The 22068-nt window shown below is 67.5% G+C and carries 17 protein-coding genes, 1 tRNA gene and 2 pseudogenes; 13 read left to right on the plus strand and 7 right to left on the minus strand.

The window, feature by feature from the left end; genetic code table 11:
• The first annotated feature begins 134 nt into the window (after positions 1–134).
• The 5 genes and pseudogenes from CLG85_RS02590 to CLG85_RS02610 all read left to right on the plus strand — a co-directional run bounded on the left by CLG85_RS02590 (position 135) and on the right by CLG85_RS02610 (position 4135).
• On the plus strand, positions 135–566 hold the full coding sequence (locus CLG85_RS02590; RefSeq protein ID WP_141244528.1) for a hypothetical protein: 432 nt from the start codon (positions 135–137) through the stop codon (positions 564–566).
• 89 nt (positions 567–655) lie between these two features.
• Complete coding sequence (locus tag CLG85_RS02595; protein ID WP_095882016.1) at positions 656–1255, plus strand: superoxide dismutase; 600 nt, start codon at positions 656–658, stop codon at positions 1253–1255.
• A gap of 134 nt (positions 1256–1389) precedes the next feature.
• A complete protein-coding gene (cobA, locus tag CLG85_RS02600; protein WP_095882015.1) occupies positions 1390–2142 on the plus strand; it encodes a uroporphyrinogen-III C-methyltransferase in 753 nt (250 codons plus the stop codon).
• A 94-nt stretch (positions 2143–2236) separates the two neighbouring features.
• Positions 2237–3005 (plus strand): annotated as a pseudogene (locus CLG85_RS02605) (SDR family NAD(P)-dependent oxidoreductase).
• A gap of 110 nt (positions 3006–3115) precedes the next feature.
• Positions 3116–4135, plus strand: a complete 1020-nt coding sequence (locus tag CLG85_RS02610; RefSeq protein ID WP_095882013.1) for an LLM class flavin-dependent oxidoreductase — start codon at positions 3116–3118, stop codon at positions 4133–4135.
• Positions 4136–4169: 34 nt separating this feature from the next.
• Here the strand turns inward: CLG85_RS02610 and CLG85_RS02615 are convergent, their stop codons facing one another.
• The 3 genes from CLG85_RS02615 to CLG85_RS02625 all read right to left on the minus strand — a co-directional run bounded on the left by CLG85_RS02615 (position 4170) and on the right by CLG85_RS02625 (position 8108).
• A complete protein-coding gene (locus CLG85_RS02615) occupies positions 4170–5255 on the minus strand; it encodes a cache domain-containing protein (RefSeq protein WP_095882012.1) in 1086 nt (361 codons plus the stop codon).
• Positions 5256–5735: 480 nt separating this feature from the next.
• Positions 5736–7673 (minus strand): acyltransferase family protein, encoded by a 1938-nt coding sequence (locus CLG85_RS02620; RefSeq protein ID WP_141244527.1) that lies wholly within the window; start codon positions 7671–7673, stop codon positions 5736–5738.
• 358 nt (positions 7674–8031) lie between these two features.
• Positions 8032–8108: transfer RNA gene (locus CLG85_RS02625), tRNA-Ile, on the minus strand.
• A gap of 335 nt (positions 8109–8443) precedes the next feature.
• Here CLG85_RS02625 and CLG85_RS02630 point away from each other — a divergent pair.
• Both CLG85_RS02630 and CLG85_RS02635 read left to right on the plus strand, forming a co-directional pair.
• On the plus strand, positions 8444–8857 hold the full coding sequence (locus CLG85_RS02630; RefSeq protein ID WP_095882010.1) for a universal stress protein: 414 nt from the start codon (positions 8444–8446) through the stop codon (positions 8855–8857).
• A gap of 78 nt (positions 8858–8935) precedes the next feature.
• Positions 8936–10594, plus strand: coding sequence for a BCCT family transporter (locus CLG85_RS02635; RefSeq protein ID WP_095882009.1), 1659 nt, complete (start codon positions 8936–8938; stop codon positions 10592–10594).
• A 64-nt stretch (positions 10595–10658) separates the two neighbouring features.
• On the opposite strand, the gene CLG85_RS02640 is transcribed toward CLG85_RS02635, so the two are convergent.
• Positions 10659–11153 carry a GNAT family N-acetyltransferase gene (locus CLG85_RS02640; RefSeq protein WP_095882008.1) on the minus strand — a complete coding sequence of 165 codons (495 nt, stop codon included), beginning with the start codon at positions 11151–11153 and terminating at the stop codon, positions 10659–10661.
• A 204-nt stretch (positions 11154–11357) separates the two neighbouring features.
• On the opposite strand from CLG85_RS02640, the gene CLG85_RS02645 reads away from it, so the two are divergent.
• From CLG85_RS02645 to CLG85_RS02670, 6 genes and pseudogenes are all read left to right on the plus strand, one after another.
• The gene (locus CLG85_RS02645; RefSeq protein ID WP_095882007.1) at positions 11358–12779 is read left to right on the plus strand and encodes a cryptochrome/photolyase family protein; all 1422 of its coding nucleotides are present in this window, start codon (positions 11358–11360) and stop codon (positions 12777–12779) included.
• Positions 12780–12938: 159 nt separating this feature from the next.
• On the plus strand, positions 12939–13382 hold the full coding sequence (locus CLG85_RS02650) for a TrgA family protein (RefSeq protein ID WP_095882006.1): 444 nt from the start codon (positions 12939–12941) through the stop codon (positions 13380–13382).
• Between the two features lie 5 nt (positions 13383–13387).
• Positions 13388–14494, plus strand: a complete 1107-nt coding sequence (locus tag CLG85_RS02655) for an NUDIX domain-containing protein (RefSeq protein ID WP_260348398.1) — start codon at positions 13388–13390, stop codon at positions 14492–14494.
• A 59-nt stretch (positions 14495–14553) separates the two neighbouring features.
• Entirely contained in the window at positions 14554–15588 is a 1035-nt protein-coding gene (locus CLG85_RS02660) for a cysteine synthase A (protein WP_095882574.1), read from the plus strand.
• The gene (locus tag CLG85_RS02665; protein ID WP_260348399.1) at positions 15585–18038 is read left to right on the plus strand and encodes a DUF3772 domain-containing protein; all 2454 of its coding nucleotides are present in this window, start codon (positions 15585–15587) and stop codon (positions 18036–18038) included. The genes CLG85_RS02660 and CLG85_RS02665 overlap by 4 nt, the downstream gene beginning before the upstream one ends.
• Positions 18016–18733: pseudogene (locus CLG85_RS02670) on the plus strand (alanyl-tRNA editing protein). Before CLG85_RS02665 ends, CLG85_RS02670 begins: the two are co-directional and overlap by 23 nt.
• 22 nt (positions 18734–18755) lie before the next feature.
• Here the strand turns inward: CLG85_RS02670 and CLG85_RS02675 are convergent.
• The 3 genes from CLG85_RS02675 to CLG85_RS02685 form a co-directional block, all read right to left on the minus strand.
• Positions 18756–19715 (minus strand): DMT family transporter, encoded by a 960-nt coding sequence (locus tag CLG85_RS02675; protein ID WP_141244571.1) that lies wholly within the window; start codon positions 19713–19715, stop codon positions 18756–18758.
• 41 nt (positions 19716–19756) lie between these two features.
• Positions 19757–20488 (minus strand): DUF533 domain-containing protein, encoded by a 732-nt coding sequence (locus CLG85_RS02680; protein ID WP_095882577.1) that lies wholly within the window; start codon positions 20486–20488, stop codon positions 19757–19759.
• A gap of 142 nt (positions 20489–20630) precedes the next feature.
• Positions 20631–22049: a protein adenylyltransferase SelO gene (locus CLG85_RS02685; protein WP_260348400.1), complete on the minus strand. Its 1419-nt coding sequence runs from the start codon at positions 22047–22049 to the stop codon at positions 20631–20633.
• Positions 22050–22068: the final 19 nt, after the last annotated feature.

The raw sequence follows: 22068 nt of genomic DNA on the forward strand, positions 1-22068 counted from the left end.
CGGAGGCGGGCCCCCGTAGCGTCGGCAACGGCGATGTTTCAGGAAGGGGCCACCGGATGAGAGTATTTGCGCAGTCCGTTGCCCTTTGCCTGGGTCTTGTTGCCCTGCAGGCGGCTCCGGGGGTGGCGGGATCGGTGCCTGAGCGCCTCTTGCTTGCGGTGGAGGAACCTATTGCCGGCCAGTTCGTTTCCAAGCAGGCGGTGGGCTACCTGTGCCAGATCGACGTGCCCTACAGCCAGCGCTGGGTGCCGCCGATCCTGTTCATTGCCCATGACCCCGAAACCGGGCGGGTGGTGGTCTCGGATCCCATCGCGCTGTTTCACAACGCAGGGCTGCCGGTGACGGGCAAGCGTGCCTCCGAGAGCCCCGCTCGGATCAGTTTCACCTGGAATTATCCCGTGGGCTTGAACGCGCAGCAGACCCGCAAGATGCTCTACCGCGCCAGCATCGAGAAGGCGAGCGGCAGGGCCACTGTAACCGCCATCCCGGCGGGATTTGATTCGGTCTTTCAGGCGGTTGGTCGATGCGAGGCGCAGGCGCTCGAGGAGCTCTCCGCACAGCCCTGAGTGCAATGGTACACCATACTTCGCTTGACCTCGCCGATGGCAGGTCTAGGAATACTGGCAAACTCACCGACAGGCGAAAGGAAACGCATATGTCCTTCGAACTTCCCGATCTTCCCTATGCTCACGATGCACTCGCGTCCAAGGGCATGTCCAAGGAAACGCTGGAGTATCACCACGACCTGCACCACAACGCCTATGTCACCACGCTGAACAAGCTGGTCGAGGGGACCGAATGGGCCGGCAAGTCGCTCGAAGAGATCGTCAAAGGCACCTACCAGGCCGGTGCGGTTGCCCAGAACGGCATCTTCAACAACGCCTCGCAGCACTGGAACCACACCCAGTTCTGGGAAATGATGGGCCCGGGCGAGAACGCTCTGCCGGGTGAGCTGGAAAAGGCAATCGTCGAGTCCTTCGGCACCTTCGACAAGTTCAAGGAAGACTTCGCCGCGGCCGGCGCCGGCCAGTTCGGCTCGGGCTGGGCCTGGCTGGTCAAGGACACCGACGGTGGCCTGAAGATCACCAAGACCGAGAACGGCGTGAACCCGCTGTGCTTCGGCCAGACCGCGCTGCTCGGCTGCGACGTGTGGGAGCACTCCTACTACATCGACTTCCGCAACAAGCGTCCTGCCTACCTGGCGAACTTCCTCGACAACCTGGTGAACTGGGAAAACGTGGCTTCGCGCCTGTGATCTGCTGACCCAGGTCGAGATAGCGACGCCCCGTGCCGGAAGGTGCGGGGCGTTTGCATTTGAGCCCGGCTTGCACCGCGCTCTTCTGCGGCGTAGCAACGTGGCGCACCGCTTAGACCGCCCACGGAGGCCCCATGTCCGGTTTTGTCAGTTTCGTCTCTTCCGGTCCCGGGGATCCCGACCTGCTGACCGTGCGGGCGCTTAAGTGCCTGCAAAAGGCAGATGCGGTGCTTTACGACGATCTCGCCTCCGGGCCGATCCTCGATCTCTGCGCCGAGGGCACCGAGATGGTCGCGGTCGGGAAGCGGGCGGGCTGCCCCTCGCCAAAACAGGAATTCGTCAGCGCGCTGCTGGTCCAGCACGCACTGGCCGGCCAGCACGTGGTGCGTCTGAAGTCCGGTGATGCGGGCATCTTCGGCCGGCTCGAGGAAGAGATCGCCGCGGTGACCGAGGCGGGGATCCCCTTCGAGGTGGTGCCGGGTGTGACGTCCGCCTCGGCCGCTGCCGCGGCGGCAGCGATGCCGCTGACCCGCCGTCTCACCGCGCGCCGCCTGCAATTCGTCACCGGCCATGATGTCACCGGCGCCTTGCCCGAAGAGATGAACATGGCGGCGCTGGCGGATCCCGAGGCGGTGACCTGCCTCTACATGGGTCGGCGCACCTTCTCGAAGCTGGCCGAGCGGCTGATCGCCGCCGGCATGCCGCCCGAGACCCCCGCGCTGATGGCCGAGAATGTCAGCAAGGAGGGGCAGCGCATGGTCTCCTCGACTGTGGCAGAGCTGGGCGAGGCGCTGCGCGAAGCGCCAAGCCGGGCCGTGGTGATGATCCTTTACGGCGCGCTCGGAACGCCGGTGCTCGACGCGGCGGAGCGCATTCCCCCCGCCTGAGCCCGCCCTGACGCAACGTTCCGCGCCGCTGCGCTGGACGGGGCGCAGGACCTGCGGTTCAACTCCGCCCCGAGGATAATTCGGGAGGAGTATCATGCAGATCGGTGCAACAACGGTGGCCGTGGTGTCGGGCGGAGCCTCGGGGCTCGGTGCGGCGACGGCGGCGCGGCTGGCAGGACTTGGCGCAAAGGTGACGCTGCTCGACAAGGATGCCGAGCGCGGACCGGTGACGGCGCAGGAGATTGGCGGGCGGTTCGTCGAGACCGATGTGACCGACCCGGCGAGCATCTCCGCCGCGCTGGCCGAGGTGATGGAGGCCGAGGGCGCGCTGCATGTGGCGGTGAGCTGCGCGGGCGTCGCGCCGGGCGCCAAGACCGTCTCGCGCGGGGAGCCGCATGACCCCACAGTCTTTGCCCGGACCATCGCAATCAACCTGACCGGAACCTTCAACCTCGCCTCGCAGGCGGCGGCGCTCATGGCAAAGAACGAGCCCCCCCGATGCGGACGGCAACCGCGGGGTGATCGTCAACACCGCCTCTGTCGCGGCCTACGAGGGGCAGGTGGGGCAGGTGGCCTATGCGGCCTCGAAGGGCGGCGTGGTGGGGATGACCCTGCCCATGGCGCGCGATCTGGCCTCGCTGGGGATCCGTGTCTGTGCCATCGCGCCGGGGCTGTTCCTGACGCCGATGATGCAGGGGCTGCCGCAGGAGGTGCAGGACAGCCTGGGCCAGCAGGTGCCCTTCCCGGCGCGGCTCGGCAACCCGTCGGAATACGCCGCGCTGGTGCAGCATATCGTCGAGAACCCGATGCTGAACGGCGAGGTGATCCGCCTCGACGGGGCGATCCGCATGGCAGCGCGCTGAGCCTGTTTGTGCAGGCGCACAGGCGAAGCGTTGCTTTGTGCGTCTGCGCAGGGTGACCCTGCGGGGATGCGGCTCCTATATCTGGCACCAACACGACCTAGAGGTGCCGCATGACCCGCATTCCCTTCAGCCTTCTTGATCTCTCGCCGGTGCCCGAGGGCAGCACCCCGGCGCAGGCGCTGGCCAACACGCTCGATCTGGCGCGCCACGCCGAGGATTGGGGGTACCAGCGCTACTGGCTCGCCGAGCATCACAACATGCGCGGTATCGCCTCGGCGGCGACGGCGGTGGTGATCGGGCAGGTGGCTGCAGAGACCAAGACCATTCGCGTCGGCGCTGGCGGCATCATGCTGCCCAACCACGCGCCGCTGGTCATCGCCGAGCAGTTCGGCACGCTCGAGACGCTGTTCCCGGGGCGCATCGACCTGGGTCTCGGCCGCGCGCCGGGATCGGACCAGGTGACCGCGATGGCGCTGCGCCGGAACATGAGCACCGCCGCCGACCGCTTTCCCGAGGACGTGATCGAACTGCTGGGCTACTTCCAGGAAGCTGACGAGACCCAGTCGGTAATTGCCGTGCCGGGCGAGGGCACCCATGTGCCGGTCTGGATGCTGGGCTCCTCGCTCTATGGCGCGCAGCTAGCGGCGCATCTCGGGCTGCCCTATGCCTTCGCCTCGCATTTTGCGCCTGATGCGCTCGAACAGGCCATCGAGGTCTACCGGACCCGGTTCCAGCCCGGCATCACCCGGGAGCCGCGCTTCATGCTGGCCGCCAACGTCTGGGCGGCAGAGACCACCGAAGAGGCGATCCGGCTGAAGAGTTCGCAACAGCAGGCCTTCATCAACCTGCGCACCGGGCGCCCGGGGCGGCTGCCGCGGCCGGTGGCCGACATCTCGGCGCAGACAGATCCGCGCTATCTCGCCGCGGCCAACTCGGCGCTGCGTGTCTCGGCGGCAGGGGATCGCGACAAGGTCGGAGAGGAGCTCGAGGCGCTGATCGCGCGCTACCAGCCGGACGAGCTGATCCTTACCGGGATGATCCACGATCCCGCCGCGCGCCTGCGCAGTTTTGAGATCGCCGCAGAGGTGCTCGGACAGGAAAAAGGCGCAGCGACCGAACGCTGCGCCTGATCCGGGGTCTTGCTGTGCGCCGGGCCTAGGGGGCCTAGGGCTTGGCGCGCATCGACTGGATCTGCGTCTGCAGCCGCGCCAGCACCGCCGACAGGAGCATGCTCTCGCGGGTGCTCTGCTCTTCGCGGGGATAGACCATCTGGCCATCCGCCAGCGCCGTCGCCGCGCGGATAAGGCGCTGGAACGGGCGGGTGAGGTAGTGGAAAAGCAGCAGCGTCGCGATCAGGACGCTCAACCCGACGGCCGCGAGGATCATGTTGATGTGCTTCACGAACTGCGGGAAGGCGGCGCCGAAGCTGTCCTCGCGGACATCGACGATCAGGGTCCAGCCGAAGCCGGGCATGGTGTTGAGCGTGAAGTTCGGGAGAACCGCGTAAAGGTGCCCGGCGTCGCTGCGATGCAGCCGCGTGCGGTCGGCATCGGGGCGACCGGCAAGGATCAAGCCCTCGACGCGGGCGGGCAGGTCGCTTCCGGCCTCGGGGCGTGTGTCGACCAGCGTCTGCCCCTTGCGGTCGCGGATGAGCGCGCTGAGCTCGAGCTCATGCGCCGCCTCGGCCATGTAGTCGGCCACCCAGGAAATGCGCACGCTGTAGACCGCGACCGCCTGGGTGTTGCCGAAGCTGTCCTTCACCGGCATCGACAGGTTGATGAGGCTGATTTCCGCGTCGGTGCCCTCGTTCTTGGTATAGGCCGTGCCGACGGTCTCGCCGCTGAAGCCGGCCCGGAACCAGTTGCGCTGCGAGACGTCCTGGCCAAGGCGCTCGCCGCGGGAGCCGGCGATGACCACCCCGTCGGCCGAGGCGAAGCCGACCCACGCAATCTGTCCGCCTGCGCGCACCACGGCATTGGCGAAGTCCTGCATCTCGGCTGGCTCGGCATAGGAGGTCCGGGCGGCGACGGCACGCAGCGAGTCCCATTCCCGGCTGATCGCCTTGTTGAAGGTCTGCGCCAGCGCCTGCGCGCCGCGCAGACCGAGTTCGCGCTGAAGTTGCACCTGGTATTCCTGCGCCTGCCAGCGGACGCCGAAGATTGCCGCGGCGGTGGCGGTGACCAGGACGAGGCCGAGAACCCCAAGAAAAGAGGTGTTCATCTTCGGGTGACGATCGAGGCGATCCGGCATGGGGTACCCTTTCTCACTGACGCAAACTGCTCGACGCCTTGCGGTGCCGGAGAGGCTGGCTTGGGCGTTCTTGGTTAACTGATTGTTAGATGCAGGCCGGGGAAAAACTGTGATTGAACTGTGACCGAAATGGGTCAAATCCGCCCTGAGACGACGGGATTGTTGAGCGGAACCGCGCGAGTGTCGGCGTCGCGACATATCTTCCGGCGCTCTGTCGCGAAGGCGACTGTGATGGCCCGGTGCGACTCGGCTTGCCTGCGGTCACGGGGCCGGGACAGGCGCACTCCTGCGGGTGCCTTTCAATTTGCGGGGAGTGAGGGGTGGCGCGGCGGGTCCATCATAGGTGGACGCCTTTCGTGACGGTCACCCTGGCTTCATGGAGCAGGGCGTCACTTCTCAGGTGCGCCGGGCGGTGACGGCGGCGGCTTTGAAACCAGAGGCCCGCAGCACTCGCAAGGGCGGACCCGGGCAGGGCGGCGGTCAGTAGCCCGAATCTTTCAGTACCGTCTCGAGCAGTGGCATGAGCGCATATTGCGCGCCCTTGTCGGTGAAATGGGTCCGGTCCGAGAGCAGCGGCACGCCCGCGTGCACGAAGTGGCAAAGATCGCCGCTGCAGAAGCCCTCTCCGGGATCGACCGTCAGGCTGTCCTCCGGCAGGCTCTGTTCAAGCAGGGCGCGGATCTCGGACACCTGTGCGACGAAGGCCGCGCGACCCATCGTATAGTCGGTTCGGCTGCCATGGGTGCGCATCTGGCGGACGGCGCGGTCACGGATGTCGACCTCCGGTCGCGGGTGCGGCTCGATCAGCAACAGCCGGGTTCCGGTCGCGGCGGCGGTCTGCGCGAAGTCCCTTCCGAAACTGTCGGTTGTCGCGGTCGCGCCGTCGGTCCGGACAAAGGAGAGTTTCCCTTGCGCCAGCTTGTTTTGAAAGGCTCCGGCGCTGATCACCAGATCGAAGCCCTGCGCCGCGATGTAGTCGGTCACCCGGGAGATGAAGGCGGGACAGGGGACGGCGTCGATATCGTTGACGTGGTGCGCGCGATTGAGGGTGCAATGCGAGTGGGTGAACTGCTCGACCATGTATCCCTCGGCGGTGAGATAGCGGATCGCTGCCGGGCTGATCGAGCTCATCACGCTGTCGCCGACCAGTGCGACGCGGCCCTTGATGTGACCCGTTGCAGGGAGGAAGCGGCAGGCGGGCACCGGCAGAACCGGCAGCGGATCGAGGCGGGTGAAGAGGCAGCGGCGCGGCCACTCGTGGAGCTTGAGGAAGGCCTGCTGCTCGGCGGTGTAGCGGCCCGGCATGCCGCCCCTGACATGGCCGAGTGCGCCGAAGACCACCGCCGCGACGATGAGCGCGGCGCTGAGCGACAGAACCGCGGCCCGGCCGGGCAAGAGCGCGCCGGGACCGCGCCTGCGGAACGGCTGTTCGACGAAGCGCCAGCTCAGGTACGCCAGCGGCAGGCTGGCGGCGGCGATGGCCAGGAGGCTGCCCTGCGTCGGCGCCTCGAGGCTGTAGAGGCGGCCGAACGCGAGCAGCGGCTGGTGCCAGAGATAGGCGGAATAGCTGATCAGCCCGATCCCCACCACAGGCGCGAGGGTCAGAAGGCGGCCTGCCCAGCCCTCGGGGGTGGCGAAAAGCAACACGAGGCAGCTCCCCGTCACTGGCAGCAGCGCATAGGCGGAGGGGAAGGGGGTGGACGTGTCGAAGACCAGGACCGAGGCGACGATTGCCCCGAGCCCCAGTGCGGCAAGCGGGCCGTTGCCGCGCTGCCCGTTGCGGAGGTGCCAGAGCGCGCAGAGCGTGCCGGCGAGCAGCTCCCAGGCGCGGAACGGCAGGAGGTAGAAGGCGGCGGCGGGGCTGCCGCGCACCATGGCCATGCAGAGCGCAAGGCTGCCGAGCGCGACCAGCGCGATCACCGCCATCCTGCGCCGCATCGGCCAGCGCCAGAGTAGCAGCAGCGCGGGGGGAAGGAGGAGGTAGAACTGCTCCTCGACCCCGAGGCTCCAGCTGTGCAGCAGCGGCTTAAGCTCGGCGGCACTGTCGAAATAGTCTGCCTCGAGCCAGAACAGTAGGTTCGAGACCGAGAGCGCGGCGGCGGCGACGCTTTGCGCGAAATCCTTCATCTCGAGCGGCAGCATCCAGGCCCAGGCGAAGGGAATGCAGCAAAGCATCACCAGCGCGAGGGCCGGGAGTATCCGGCGCGCGCGCCGTTCGTAGAAGCCGATGATCGAAAACCGTCCCTCTTGCAGCTCGCGGATCAGGATGCCACCGATCAGGTAGCCGGAAATGACGAAGAAGACATCGACACCGGTGAAACCACCCGGGAATATCCCGAGACCGGCGTGGAACAAGATCACCGGGAGCACCGCGAAGGCGCGCAACCCGTCGATTTCACGTCTGTAGCCTGTACTCATGACCCAAGACCAATGGAACTGCGGCACCGTCAGGGGGGCGGAGGTGCCCCGGTGCTATCTCCTGCCGGGCGCGCCCGACTCCTATGCGTGCGAAGGCTCTTTCCAATGAGGAGGGCTCCGGCGGTCCCAAGCCCATCCTCTTGTCAAAGAGATAACTGGGTGTTGGTGAATATTCGGTAAACTGCAGAAGGCGCAAAGGTGGCGGTGCCAGGCCGCCATCAGGTGACCCGCCCCGCGGGACCGAGACGCCTCACCGCGACGCGGCGCGAATTGCCGGTGTCCGGGGTCATCGGGGTGGCTGCCGTCTTCGCAGCAGGGCTCACTCCGATAGTCATCGCGATGAAATATTTGGGTGTTTTGGTAGGCCCGGCAGGACTTGAACCCGCAACCAAGGCGTTATGAGCGCCCTGCTCTAACCAATTGAGCTACAGGCCCACCGTGGCGCCTGAGTAGCATTCCCTCCACGCCGGTCAAGTGGCCTTGTGCCCATGCGCGTCATGCCGTCGCGCCGGGTCCGAGCGAGGACATGGCAGAACTTTCTGGAGACCGGCGCCTTTACCTCACGCAATCGTGCCCTAGGTCCACCCCTGTCAGCGGAATGCCGCTGTCTTGAGGGTTGCGCTTGGCGCGGCCCGGCGATGCCGGCGCGGGGGAGCCCCCGCGAGAGGGGTCGCGTTTCTTGGAAACTGCCGGGCCGAGGTCCGAGGCGGCTTCCGAGGCTACAATCTCGCAGGTCCGGAAGATCCGGGCCGCCCAAGACGGAGGGACCCATGTTCACCAGGATCATGGTGCCGGTCGATCTCACGCATGTGGATCGTCTCGCAAAAGCGCTGAACGTGGCCGGAGACCTTGCCGCGCACTACGGGGCGCAGCTCGTCTACGTCGGAGTCACCGCGGCGACGCCATCGGCGATCGCGCATACGCCGGAGGAATACGGCGAGAGGCTTGCCGATTTTGCCAAGGCGCAGGGGCTGGCTGCCGGGGTAACGGCAGGGGCGCATCCGGTCATCACCCATGACCCGGCGGTGGATCTCGATCCAGCGCTGGTCAAGGCCGTCGCCGAGACCGGCGCCGACCTCGTTGTCATGGCAAGCCACATCCCGGGCATCGCCGATCATTTCTGGCCCTCGAACGGCGGCACCATCGCCGCCCGGGCCAAGGTCTCGGTCATGGTGGTGCGCTGAGTGCCTTAAGGCCGGAGCGTGCCGCCAGCGGCAGCCCGTAACAAGTTGAATGAAAATCAAGAATAGGAGGGTCCACGCGTGAGTGACGCAGCAGAGAATGACACTGCGGACCAGGGGATCCCGGCGCCCGAAGGCGCATCGGAGATCATCGAGACCGATTACGAGATCGGTCAGGACAATTTCGAGGCACAGATCGGGCCATTCGGGCTCGACGTGCACAATCCCGTATTCGGGATCTCGGGCGTGGTCGTTGTCGCCTTCGTCTTCTACACGCTGGCATTGCCGGAGCAGGCGGGCAGCATCTTCAGCTGGCTGTTCTCCTTCGCCACGAAGACCTTCGACTGGTTCTTCCTCGGTGCAGCGAACATCTTCGTGATCTTCTGCCTGGTGCTGATCGTCTCGCCGCTCGGCTCGGTCAGGCTCGGTGGCGCCGAGGCCTCGCCCGACTACGGCTACGCGGGCTGGTTCGCCATGCTCTTTGCCGCCGGCATGGGGATTGGCCTGATGTTCTTCGGCGTGCTCGAGCCGGTGTACCACATGGCGGTCAGCGCACCTCTCGGCGTGCCGTCGCCCTTCGACGCCGATGGCAACCTGATCCCCGAAAACGTCGAGGCGGCCAAGGCCATGGGCCTGGCCGCGACGATCTTCCACTGGGGGCTGCACCCCTGGGCGATCTACGCCGTCATGGCTCTGGCTCTGGCGCTGTTTTCCTACAACAAGGGGCTGCCGCTGACCGTGCGCTCGGCCTTCTACCCGCTGCTTGGCGAGCGCGTCTGGGGCTGGTGGGGCCACATCATCGACATCCTCGCAGTCTTTGCCACGCTCTTTGGCCTTGCCACCTCGCTCGGCTTCGGCGCGCAGCAGGTGAACGCCGGTCTCAACCATGTCTTCGGCATGCCGATCAACTCGACCATGCAGGTGGTGATCATCACCTTCATCACCGCGATCGCTCTGGTTTCCGTGGTGCGCGGCCTCGACGGCGGCGTGAAGGTGCTCTCGGAGATCAACATGGTGCTCGCCGCGGCGCTGCTGGTCTTCGTGCTGCTGGTCGGCCCGACGCTGCTGATCTTCCAGGACTTCCTTGGAGGTCTCTGGGCCTACATCGTCGATCTCGTGCCGCTGTCGAACCCGATCGGGCGCGAGGATACCGATTTCGTGCAGGGCTGGACGTCGTTCTACTGGGCCTGGTGGATCAGCTGGTCGCCGTTTGTCGGCATGTTCATCGCCCGCGTCAGCCGCGGCCGCACCGTGCGCGAGTTCATCACCTGCGTGCTGATCATCCCGAGCCTCGTCTGCGTGCTGTGGATGGCGGTCTTCGGCGGCGTCGCCATCGACCAGGTGCTGAGCGATCCGGCGGGCAGCTTGGTGAAGGCCAATGTCATCGACAGCTACAACCCGCCGCTCTCGCTCTTTGCCATGCTCGAGGCGCTGCCGATGTCCTCGATCACCTCGGTGCTCGCGGTGGTTCTTGTGATCGTCTTCTTCGTGACCTCCTCGGACTCGGGCTCGCTGGTCATCGACACGATCACCGCTGGCGGCAAGGTCGATGCCCCGGTACCGCAGCGCGTGTTCTGGGCCTGTTTCGAGGGCGCGGTGGCCATCGTGCTGCTGCTCTCGGCGGGCGGCCTGTCGTCGCTGCAGTCGATGGTGATCTCGACCGGCCTGCCGTTCACGCTGGTGCTGTTGGTGATGTGCGTCGCCATCTGGCGTGGCCTTCAGGCCGAGCGGCGGCTCTGATCTCAAGCGTTGGAAGTACAAAGCGCGGGCCCCTCGGGGCCCGCGTTTCGTTTTGCACGGGCCGCTAGTCCAGCCCGAAGGCGGGATGGAACTCAAGCACGCCCTGAGGCAGCTCGGGGCCGAAGGGCAGCGCGAGGAGCACCTCTGGCGGGATGCCATCGAGCTGCAGCCCCGGCGCCTGACGAAAGCCGAAATGTCCGTAGAAGGCCGGGTTGCCCACCAGCACCACGCCCGGTGCATGCGAAGCCCGCACCTCGGCCAGCGCCGCGCGCATGAGGGCCGTGCCGACACCGCTGCGCTGGCGCTCCGGCGCGACCGAGATCGGCCCCAGCCCCTGCCAGCCGTGATGGCCACCGATTTCCACCGGCGAGACCGCCACATGGCCGATCAGCGCCCCATCCTCTTCGGCGACCAGCGAGACGGTCAGGGCCCCGGCGGCGCGCAATTTCTCGACGATCAGCGCCTCGCTGCCATCCGCATGTTCGGCCGCTTCGAACGCCCGGGTGGTGAGCGCCGAAATCGCCGCGGCCTCCTCCGGTCCCTCGGTTCTGATGTGCATGGCGCTCCTCCTCGTGCGGTTCGGCGCCCTTTCCCGAGGGCGGGTCGGGGGCGAATCTGCGCGCTTCCGATCTTGGCGCTGATCCAGTCTGGCGCAATAGGCGTATTCGCAAAGTGAAGATGACGGCATGCCCGTGCCAAGATCCTTGACGGGAGCGGCGGACGGGCCAGTTTCCCCGCGAGACCGGAGGTCCCAGGAGGTTCCATGAGTGATGTTTCCCCCACGCTAGTCTGGTTCCGGCGTGACCTGCGCCTGTCGGATCATGCCGCGCTGAGCGCGGCGGTGGCGCGCGGCGGGCCGGTGATCCCGGTCTTCCTGCGCGACCACACGGTCGATGCGCTGGGGGCGGCCCCGAAATGGCGGCTAGAGCGGGGGCTCGAGGTCTTTATGGCGGCGCTCGAAGAGGCGGGGTCGCGGCTGATCCTGCGGGCCGGGCCGGCGCGCGAGGTGATCCCCGAGCTGGCACGCGAAACCGGGGCGGGGGCGGTCTACTGGCAGCGCGCCTATGATCCGGCCTCGGTCGAGCGTGACACCGACGTGAAGGCCCGGATCAGGGAGGAGGGGCTCGAGGCAAAAAGCTTCGCCGGGCACCTGCTGTTCGAGCCCTGGACGGTGGAGACCAAGCAGGGCGCCTTCTACAAGGTCTACAGCCCCTATTGGCGCGCGGTGAAGGATCGCGAGGTGCCCGAGCCGGTCTCTGCGCCCTCCGGCATTGCCGCGCCCGGCCGCTGGCCGGAGAGCGCGTCGCTGGCGAATTGGGGGCTTGGCGCGGCGATGAACCGCGGGGCGGCGGTGCTGGCCAAGCATGTCACGGCGGGCGAGCAGGCGGCCCAGGTGCGGCTCGGCACCTTCATGCGCGATGGGGTGGCGGACTATGGCGAGACCCGCGACCGGCTCGACGTGGACGGCACCTCGCGCCTGTCCGAGTATCTCAGCCTCGGCGAGATCAGCCCGGCGCGCTGCTGGCACGCGGGGCTGCGGGCGCAGGCCGAGGGCAAGGCAGGGGCGAGCAAGTTCCTGGCGGAGCTGGCCTGGCGCGACTTTGCCTACCACCTGATGTGGCACACGCCGCATATCCTCGAGGAGAACTGGCGCGAGGAGTGGCGCGCTTTCCCGTGGAAGGAGGACCGCCGCCTGCGCGAGGTGCGGCTCTGGGAGCAGGCGCGCACGGGCATCGAGGTGGTCGATGCGGCGCTGCGCGAGATGTATGTGACCGGCTACATGCACAACCGTGCCCGGATGATCGTCGCCAGCTACCTGACCAAGCACCTCATGGTGCATTGGCGGGTCGGGCAGGCCTGGTTCGATGACTGCCTGATTGACTGGGATCCGGCGTCGAATGCGATGGGCTGGCAATGGGTGGCGGGCTGCGGGCCGGATGCGGCGCCCTACTTCCGCGTCTTCAACCCTGAGACCCAGGCCGAGAAGTTCGACCCCAAGGGCGCGTACCGCCGCAAGTGGATCGCCGAGGGACAGGCGCATCCGCCGCAGAGCGCACTCGCGTATTTCTGCGCGGTGCCGCGAAGCTGGGGGCTGGCGGGCTCGGACGCCTATCCCGAGCCGGTGGTCTCGGCCCGCGAGGGCCGAGAGGCGGCGCTGGCGGCTTATGAAAACCGGGACTTCTGACGCCGCAGGGCATCAGAATTTCATAAAAATGGCGCATTCCGGGTCATTCTACTGTTACAGGATGATGTGGCCTCCCTCCGGAGTGTCGCCATCTTGCGCCCGGGGGACACGCGGCGTTTATTGACCACAAACAATTAATTAGTGTTGGGGGAAAAACAGATGACCACTGCTGCGCGTCTCGTGGCGGCGCTCTGCCTCGCGTTTCTTGCCTTCATCGGGTCACGCTACATCATGACCCGGCTCATGCCAGAGACCACGGCCTTTGGCATTTTCCTCTGGCTCAACGTACTGCTCGGGCTGACCGCGGGCTGGCGTGTGCTGGGCACGCGGGTCGGGCGCGGCATGGCAAATGGCATCTCGGCCGGGATCACTGCCACTGCCATGCTGGTACTCTGGGGGGTCCTGGCGCAGGCGATCTACGAGATGTTCCGGCTCGCCATGCGGCACCGCTACGAAGGCCCGGCCGAGGCCTTCGTCGCGATCTTCAAACTCGGCCTTGATTTCGCGGCCCATCTGCTGGACGGAGGGTTCATCGGGCTGATGGTCCTGGGCGCGGTCCTGTCCGGTGCCCTGGCGGAGTTGGCCTCGCGAAACTGGAGATAAACAGCATGAAGGTCTTCCTGTCCGGCGCGTTGGCGGATCCGGCCCTGCTCGAAATCGTGCTGGACCGTCCGGTGGAGACCTCTGCGGCGCTTTTGCCCGGCCACGCGGTGCTGGAACCGCAGGGCGGCGCCGACCGGCTGACGTTGCTTTGCGTGGCGCCCGGTGGCGAGGCTTCGGGGGTGCTGCTCGAGCTGAACGAGGCCGATCTCGCGCGCCTGTGCTATTTCACCGGCTGGCAGGCTGGCGATTTTGTTGAGGTCACCTCTCCGGGCGAGCCCGGGCCGGTGTTCGCCCGGATCGACGCGGCGGCGGACGGCAGCCCCTGGGACGCGGCGCGTTGGAGCGCGCGGAATGGCACGCTGGGCTGCGAGATCGCGCGTGAGATCATGCTCGGTTACGACAGGCGCCCCGCCGAGGTCGTGCGCCGGATCCGGCCCTATCTTGCGGCCCGCGCCTGGTCGCGGGCGCTGGCGGCGCGCGAGACTCCCTGCACGCTGCGCTCGGACCGCACCCGCGAGGGCGCCGTGCGCATCCTCTCAGACCGGCGCGCCCATGACGGCTTCTTCGGGATGCGCGATTTCACCCTGCAACATGAGCGCTTCGACGGGTCCATGTCCGAGGTGATCCACCGCGAGGGCTTTGTCGCCTATGATGCGGCGTTGGTGCTGCCCTATGACCCGAAGCGCGACCTCGTGCTGCTGATCGAGCAAATGCGCTACGGGCCGCTCCTGCGCGAGGACCGCCACCCCTGGGTGCTCGAGCCGGTCGCGGGGCTGGTCGATGCCGGCGAAAGCCCCGAGGACTGCGCCCGCCGCGAGGCGGTGGAGGAGGCCGGGCTGCACCTCAGCACCCTCGAGCCGATGCTGCGGGTCTATGCCTCGCCGGGCTACACCAGCGAGTTCTTCCATTGCTTCCTCGGGCTGTGCGATCTTGGCGATCATGGCGGCGGGATCAACGGGCTCGACAGCGAGAACGAGGACATCCGCAGCCATGTGCTCCCTTTCGAGGCCGCCATGGATCTCGTCGAGAGCGGCGAGGTCAACGCCGGGCCGTTGGCGATGATGCTCCTGTGGCTGGCACGTGCGCGTGACCGGCTCCGTTCGGCGGCTTGAGTTCACCCGGCGTCCGCCCTACACCTGACCTCCAAAGAACGAACGAAGTGGAGATACCCATGCGCGTGGCACAGGATCTGGCGCAGGCCGTCGGACATACCCCGATGATCCGCCTGAAGAAGGCCAGCGAGATGACGGGCTGCGAGATCCTCGCCAAGGCCGAGTTCATGAACCCCGGCCAGTCGGTAAAGGACCGCGCGGCGCTCTACATCATCAAGGACGCGGTGGAGAAGGGGTTGCTCGAGCCCGGTGGCACCATCGTCGAGGGCACCGCGGGCAACACCGGCATCGGCCTCGCGCTGGTCGGCGCCTCGATGGGCTTCCGCACGGTGATCGTGATTCCCGAGACCCAGTCGCAGGAAAAGAAGGACATGATCCGTCTGGCCGGTGCCGAGCTGGTGCAGGTCCCGGCGGCGCCCTACCGCAATCCCAACAACTACGTGCGCTACTCGGGCCGTCTGGCCGAGCAGCTTGCCAAGACCGAGAAGCACGGCGCGATCTGGGCCAACCAGTTCGACAATGTCGCCAACCGGCTCGCCCACGTGGAGACCACCGGCCCAGAGATCTGGGAACAGACCGGCGGCAAGGTGGACGGATTCATCTGCGCCGTGGGCTCGGGCGGCACGCTGGCGGGGGTTGCGGGTGCGCTGCAGCCCAAGGGCGTGAAGATCGGCCTTGCCGACCCGATGGGCGCGGCGCTCTACAGCTATTACACCAGCGGCGAGCTGAAGTCCGAGGGCGACTCGATCACCGAGGGCATCGGCCAGGGCCGGATCACCGCCAACCTCGAGGGCTTCAACCCCGATTTCGCCTACCAGGTGCCTGATGCCGAGGCGCTGCCGGTGGTCTTTGACCTGCTCTCGGAAGAAGGTCTCTGCGTCGGCGGCTCGTCGGGCATCAACGTGGCCGGCGCGATCCGCATGGCCCGCGAGATGGGCCCGGGGCACACGATTGTCACCGTGCTTTGCGACTATGGCACGCGCTACCAGTCCAAGCTGTTCAACCCGAGCTTCCTGCGCTCGCGCGATCTGCCGGTGCCGGGCTGGCTTGACCGCTCGCCCGCCTCGATCCCCGGCGTCTTCGAGGACGTATGAGTGCGCTGATCCGGCGTCTCCTTGCCGCCGTCGCGGTGACCTTGCTCTGCGCGACCCTCTCTGTCGCGCAGTCGCAGGAGCTCGACTACGGCAACTGGGAGACGCTTGCGCAGCAGGCCGAAGGACTGCTCGACGGCGAGGACGTCACCGTCAAGCAATACGAGGACCTGCGCAGTCAGGTCGCGGGCTGGCGGGACAGCTTCCTGCGCGCCGAGAGCACCAATGCCTCGCGCATCGAGACTCTGCAGCAGCAGCTCGATACGCTCGGCCCGGCGCCAGCCGAGGGAGAGAGCGAGACCGAGGACATTGCCCAGCGGCGGGCCGACCTGAACAAGCAGCTCACGGACGCACAGGCGCCGGTGCGCCGCGCGCAGGAAGCCTATACGCAGGCCAACGGGCTGATCGGTGAGATCGATACCAAGATCCGCGAGATGCAGACCAGCCGCCTGCTGACCCTCGGACCGTCGCCGCTGAACTTCCAGCTCTGGGCTCCGGCGGCAAACGACGTGGTCGCGGCGGGCGCCTCGCTGGTGCAGGAGGTGCGCGACAACATCTCCTCCGAGAGCCAGCGTGCTGCGGCGCGCGAGAACCTTCCGGTGATCATCCTGCTGGTCGGCCTGTCGGGCCTTCTGGTGATCCGCGGCCCGGCCTGGGTACGGCGGATCGAGGAATGGCTGCGCCGCCGCACGCGGCGGGGCACCGGCGTCTGGCGCTTTGTCGCCTCGCTGGGGTCGATCGTGGTGCCGCTCGGCGGGCTGATCCTGCTGGTGGTGGCGGCGATGATCTCGGGGCTTCCGGGCAAGAACCTCACCGTCTTGTTGTACAGCGTGCCGATCTGGGGGCTCGTGCTGCTCTACATCCGCTGGCTGGCGGGCGAGAGCTTCAACAGCGACGACGAGATCGCCACCATGCCGCTGCCCAACTGGCAGCGCACCGAGGCCTGGCTCTACTCGTCGATCCTCGCGCTGCTTTTCGTGCTGCGCGGCATGGGCCAGACGCTGTCCGAGATCTTCGACTTCTCCGACGCGACGAATGCGGTGCTCGACTTCCCGCTGATCGTGCTCACCGCGCTGATGCTGTTCCGGCTCGGGCACATCCTGTCGGGACTGAGCCGGGCGGAGCCCGAGGAGGGCGACGGCACGCTGCTGGAAGGCTCGACCTTCCGCATGCAACTGGCACGTCTGATCGGTCGGCTGTCGATGCTGCTGGCGCTTTTCGGGCCGATCATGGCGGCGGTCGGCTATCACCGGGTCGGGCAGGGCATGGTCTTCCCTGCGGTGCAGTCGCTGTCGCTGCTGGCGCTGGTGCTGGTGCTGCAGCGCTTCGTCAAGGATCTCTACGCGCTGATCACCCGCAAGAACCCGGACGACAGCCTGATCACCGTGCTCGCGGGCGTGGTGCTGATCGTTCTGGCGCTGCCGATGCTGGCGTTGATCTGGGGCGCGCGGGTCGCGGATCTGACCGAACTCTGGGCCCGCTTCCAGGAGGGCTTCCTGCTGGGCGACGCGCGGATCTCTCCGACCAGCTTCCTGACCATGCTCGCGGTCTTCGCCGTCGGCTACGGCATCACCCGACTGCTGCAGAGCGGGCTGCGCAGCTCGATCTTGCCGAAAACCAAGCTCGACATCGGCGGCCAGAACGCGGTGATCTCGGGCCTCGGCTATGCCGGGGTCATGCTGGCGGCGGTCATGGCGATCACCGCAGCCGGGATCAACCTCACCGCGCTCGGCTACGTGATCTCGGCGCTCTCGGTGGGGATCGGTTTCGGCCTGCAGAACATCGTGCAGAACTTCGTCTCGGGGATCATCCTGCTGATCGAGCGTCCCATAAGTCAGGGCGACTGGATCGAGGTCGGCTCGAACATGGGCATCGTCAAGGATATCTCGGTGCGCGCGACGCGGATCGAAACTTTCGACCGCACCGACGTGATCGTGCCGAACTCGGATTTCATCTCGGGCACGGTGACCAACTTCACCCGCGGCAACGTCATCGGGCGGGTCTTCACCACGGTGGGCGTCGCCTATGGCAGCGACACCCGCAAGGTCGAGGACATCCTGCTGCGCATCGTGCGAGAGCACGACATGGTGCTGCTGAACCCCGAGCCTTCGGTGGTCTTTGCCCGTTTCGGGGCGGACTCGCTGGAGTTCGAGATCCGCGCCATCGTGCGCGACGTGAACCAGAAGGTGAGAATCCTCTCGGACTTCAACCACGAGATCAATGCGCGTTTCGTGGCCGAGGGAATCGAGGTGCCCTTTGCGCAGCGTGACATCTGGCTGCGCAACCCCGAGGCGCTGTATCCCTCGCGCGAGAGGCCGCGGCCGGAAGGCGTCGAAGGGGGCGCCGCGGGTGAGCGACAGGGCGAGACGACCGGCGGCGGGGGGGGAGGACCTCCCGGGCACCGGGACGGAAGACAAGTAGGAGAGCGAGTTGACGGAACGACTGTTCCTTGAGGACGCCTACCGCCGCGAGGCGCCGGGCGAGGTGATCGGGCTGACCGAGGAGGGGGGCATCATTCTCGATGCCTCGCTCTTCTACGCGACCAGTGGTGGCCAGCCCGGCGATAGCGGGCGCCTGCGCTGGCCGGGCGGCGAGATCGAGATCGCCACGGCGGTGAAGGGCGAGGGCGAGACCATCGTGCTGGTTCCCGCCGAGCCCAAGCCGCTGCCCTACGTCGGCGCCCGGGTGACCCAGGTGATCGACTGGGAGCGCCGCCACAAGCACATGCGCGTGCACACGGCACTGCACCTGCTGTCGGTTGCCTTGCCGCTGCCGGTCACCGGCGGGCAGATCAGCGCCGGCAAGGGCCGGCTCGACTTTCTCATGCCCGAGCCCCCCCGAGGACCGCGAGGCGCTGGAGGTGATGCTCAACGAGTTCGTCTCGCGCGACCTGCCGGTCTCGGAGAGCTGGATCACCGAGGCCGAGCTCGACGCCAACCCCGAGCTGGTCAAGACCATGAGCGTGCAGCCGCCGCGCGGCGCCGGGCGGATCCGGCTGGTGCGGATCGGCGAGGGCGAAGGTCAGATCGACCTGCAGCCCTGCGGCGGTACCCATGTGGCGCGCACCGGCGAGATCGGCGAGCTGCGGCTCGGCAAGATCGAGAACAAGGGCAAGCAGAACCGGCGGGTGAACCTGCTGGTCGGCTGAACCGGTTCGGTCGGCGGGACTTTCAGGAAAGAGGGGGCTCTGCCCCCTCGGCGCTGCGCGCCTCACCCCCGGGATACTTGGACCTAGAAGAACCCACCGGAGGCACCATTGCCGGGCGCGGGGCGCGGCGGCGGGTGGTCAGGATGTAGAGCGCGAGGCTGGTGACCACCAGCGCGCCGCCGAGCAGCATGCGCGGGCTCGGCGCTTCGCCGAGGAAGGCCCAGACCCAGACCGGGCCGAGCACCGTCTCGAGCAGCATCAGAAGGCTGACATTGGCGGCGGCGGTGTGGCGCGAGGCGGAGCTGAGGCAGAAGAAGGAGACCGGCAGGATCACCGCGCCGGTGGCAAGGATCGGCAGCACATGGCCCGCGGTCAGCGCGCCCGCCGGCACCAGTGCCAGACCGCAGACCCCCGAGATCAGCGCGCCCGAGCCCATGGCGGGCATCAGCGGCAGCGCCGGGGCGTGGCGCAGGGTGACGAAGCTGAGCCCGAGGGTGAGCGCGACGCCGAAGCCGCAGAGCGCCCCCATGAGCGTGCCGGGGCTGGCCGCAAGATCGCCCTTGCCGCTGACCGCAAGGCCGATGCCGAGCAGGACCGCCCCCATGGTGATCCAGGTGGCGCGGCTGGTGGGCTCGCCGTAGAGCAGCCGCGACAGCAGCGCCGCGCAGACCGGCATCGTCGCCACCGCCAGCAGCACCACCGCCACCGGCGCCACCGCGATGCCGAGCGAGAAGAGCGCGGCATTGGCGCTCTGGCAGGCGATCACCGTCAGCCCGGGGCGGGTCAGCAGCAGATGCAGGTTGCGCGGCCCGCGCGAGGTCAGCAGGAAGATCGCCCAGAAGGTGCACCCGAGCGCGATGCCGCGCCAGGTGAGCATCGACAGCCCCTCCATGCCCGAGAGCCGCATCAGCAGCGTGTCGGGCGTCAGCACGAGCGCGCCGAGGGTGGCGAGCCCCAGGCCGTAGAAGGGGTGTCTTTGCATGTGGGCCTTCGGTCTTGAGGGCCGGAGGACCGGCGACTGTGTCAGGCGTAGAGCGGCTGCAGGCCCATCTGCATGTGAAGCGCGTTCACCGCGGTTTCCGGCAGCCCCATCGCCTTGGCGAGACGATCAAGGTATTCGGCCTCGTTCGGTGTGTCCACCGTGATCGCCATCAGCGAGGCGGCATAGACCTGCGTCTTCTGCGCGTCGGGCGTGTCCTTGGCCAGCGCCTCGGGGTCGAGCTTGGCGGCGAGCTGCGCCTTGAGGAAGGCGATGTCCTCGGGCGAGGCATCGGCGCCCAGCGTATCGGTCAGCTTGGCCTTTTCGGCGGCATCGATCTCGCCGTCGGCCTTGGCGGCCTGGATCATCGCGCGCAGCATCAGGCCGGCGGCGCTTTCGGCCTCTGGCGCGGCCTGGGTGGCGCTCATCTTGTCGAGCATGTCGCCGAGGTTCTTGCCGCCCATGTTCGCCGCCTTGGCCGCCGCCGCGAGCATCCCCGCGAGGCCGGTGCTGGCGGCTTGGCCGGCCTGCTCCATCCCTGGCATGGAGCCGAAGCCGCTCTTTTTCAGCTGCTCCATGAGGGCGCCGAGCGGGTTGCCGCTGCCGCCGAGCATCTTGCCCATCTGCGCCTGCAGCGAGGTGCCGGGCTCGGAGCCGGGGATCTGCGCCTTGCCGCCGATCAGCGTGCCGAGGCCCTGGTCTCCCGAGAGACGGTCGACGCCGCGCGCGGCGGCATATCCGATGGCGATCTTCGCCAGGGTTCCCATGAGACTCATCTTTCCGCTCCCTTCTGCGTGCATGCCGAGGCTGAATTCGCCGCCAGCTTGCCGGATGCGGTGACGTTGGGGAAGGGAAATTCCCGGATGGGCGGATTTGCGCGCTTCTACGAAGGAGTTGCCAGCCGTGCCGGCTCTTGGGTCAGGTGCCGCAGAACGTCGCCTGCACGACCTCCGAGGGCAGGGGCGGCCGGCGCAGCTCTTCGGCCTCGGGCTGGTCCTCGTAGGGCCGGGAGAGCACCGCATTGAGGTGGTGGAAGAGACTCTCGTCACCCTCCATCGCCGCGGCGATCATCTGCTCGACGCGGTGGTTGCGCGGGATGAAGGCGGGGTTGGCCGCGCGCATCCGCGCCTCGGGCGCCTCCTCCGAGGCGATGCGCTCCTGCCAGCGGGCATGCCAGAGCTCGTAGGCCGCGCGGTCGGTGATCTCGTCGCGCGCGGAGCCTGTGACCAGTCCGCGGAAGGTGTTGGTGAAGTCCGATCCGCCCGCCTGCATCATCTGCAGGAGGTCGGCGATCAGCCTTGCGTCCTCGGGCTGAGGCGCGGCGAGGCCGAGCTTGGCGCCGAAGCGGGTCAGCCAGGCGCCGCGGATGAGGTTGGGCATGGCGTTGATGATCTCGGTGAACTCGGCCACCGCTGCGTCCTGGTCCTGGACCAGCGGCACCATGGCGGTGGCGAGCTGTGCCATGTTCCACACGATGATGTCGGCCTGCGCCTGGTAGGCATAGCGCCCGTGCTGGTCGATCGAGGAATAGACCGTGTCGGGGTGGTACTGGTCCATGAAGGCGCAGGGCCCATAGTCGATGGTCTCGCCCGAGAGCGTGCAGTTGTCGGTGTTCATCACCCCGTGGATGAAGCCGAGCGACATCCACTGCGCCACCAGCTCGGCCTGCCGTTGGCAGACGGCGGCAAGCATTTCGCCGGGGGTGGTGGTCTCGGGATAGTGGCGCGCGCGGGTGTATTCGTAGAGCTGCTGAAGGTCGGCGTACTGCTGGCGCGAGGCGAAGAGCTGGAAGGTGCCGACGCGGATGTGGCTGGAGGCGACACGGGTGAAGACGGCGCCTGGCAGGATGGTCTCGCGGTAGACGTCGTCACCGGTGCGCACCGCGGCGAGCGCGCGGGTGCTCGGCACGCCAAGCGCGTGCATGGCCTCCGAGAGCACGTATTCACGCAGCACCGGACCCAGCGCCGCGCGCCCGTCGCCGCGGCGGGAGAAGGGGGTGGGCCCCGAGCCCTTGAGCTGGATGTCGCGGCGGATGCCGGCCTTGTCGAGCACCTCGCCGAGCAGCAGCGCCCGCCCGTCGCCAAGCTGCGGGGAGAAGCCGCCGAACTGGTGGCCGGCGTAGATCTGGGCCAGCGGGTCAGCGCCCTCGGGAAGCGTGTTGCCGGCGAAGATCGCGGCGAGGAGCGGGTCCTCGGCGCCGGTGATGCCGAGCTCCCCGGCCAGCTCGGCGTTGAAGGCGATGAGCTTCGGAGCGGCGACGCGGGCGGGCGTAATCCGGGCGTAGAAGGCCTCGGGCAGGCGGGCGTAGCTGTTGTCGAATGGGATCGAGAGGGTCATGACAGTCCAGATAGGCAGA

The sequence above is a fragment of the Alloyangia mangrovi genome, from assembly GCF_002300555.2.
Lineage (GTDB): Bacteria > Pseudomonadota > Alphaproteobacteria > Rhodobacterales > Rhodobacteraceae > Salipiger > Salipiger mangrovi.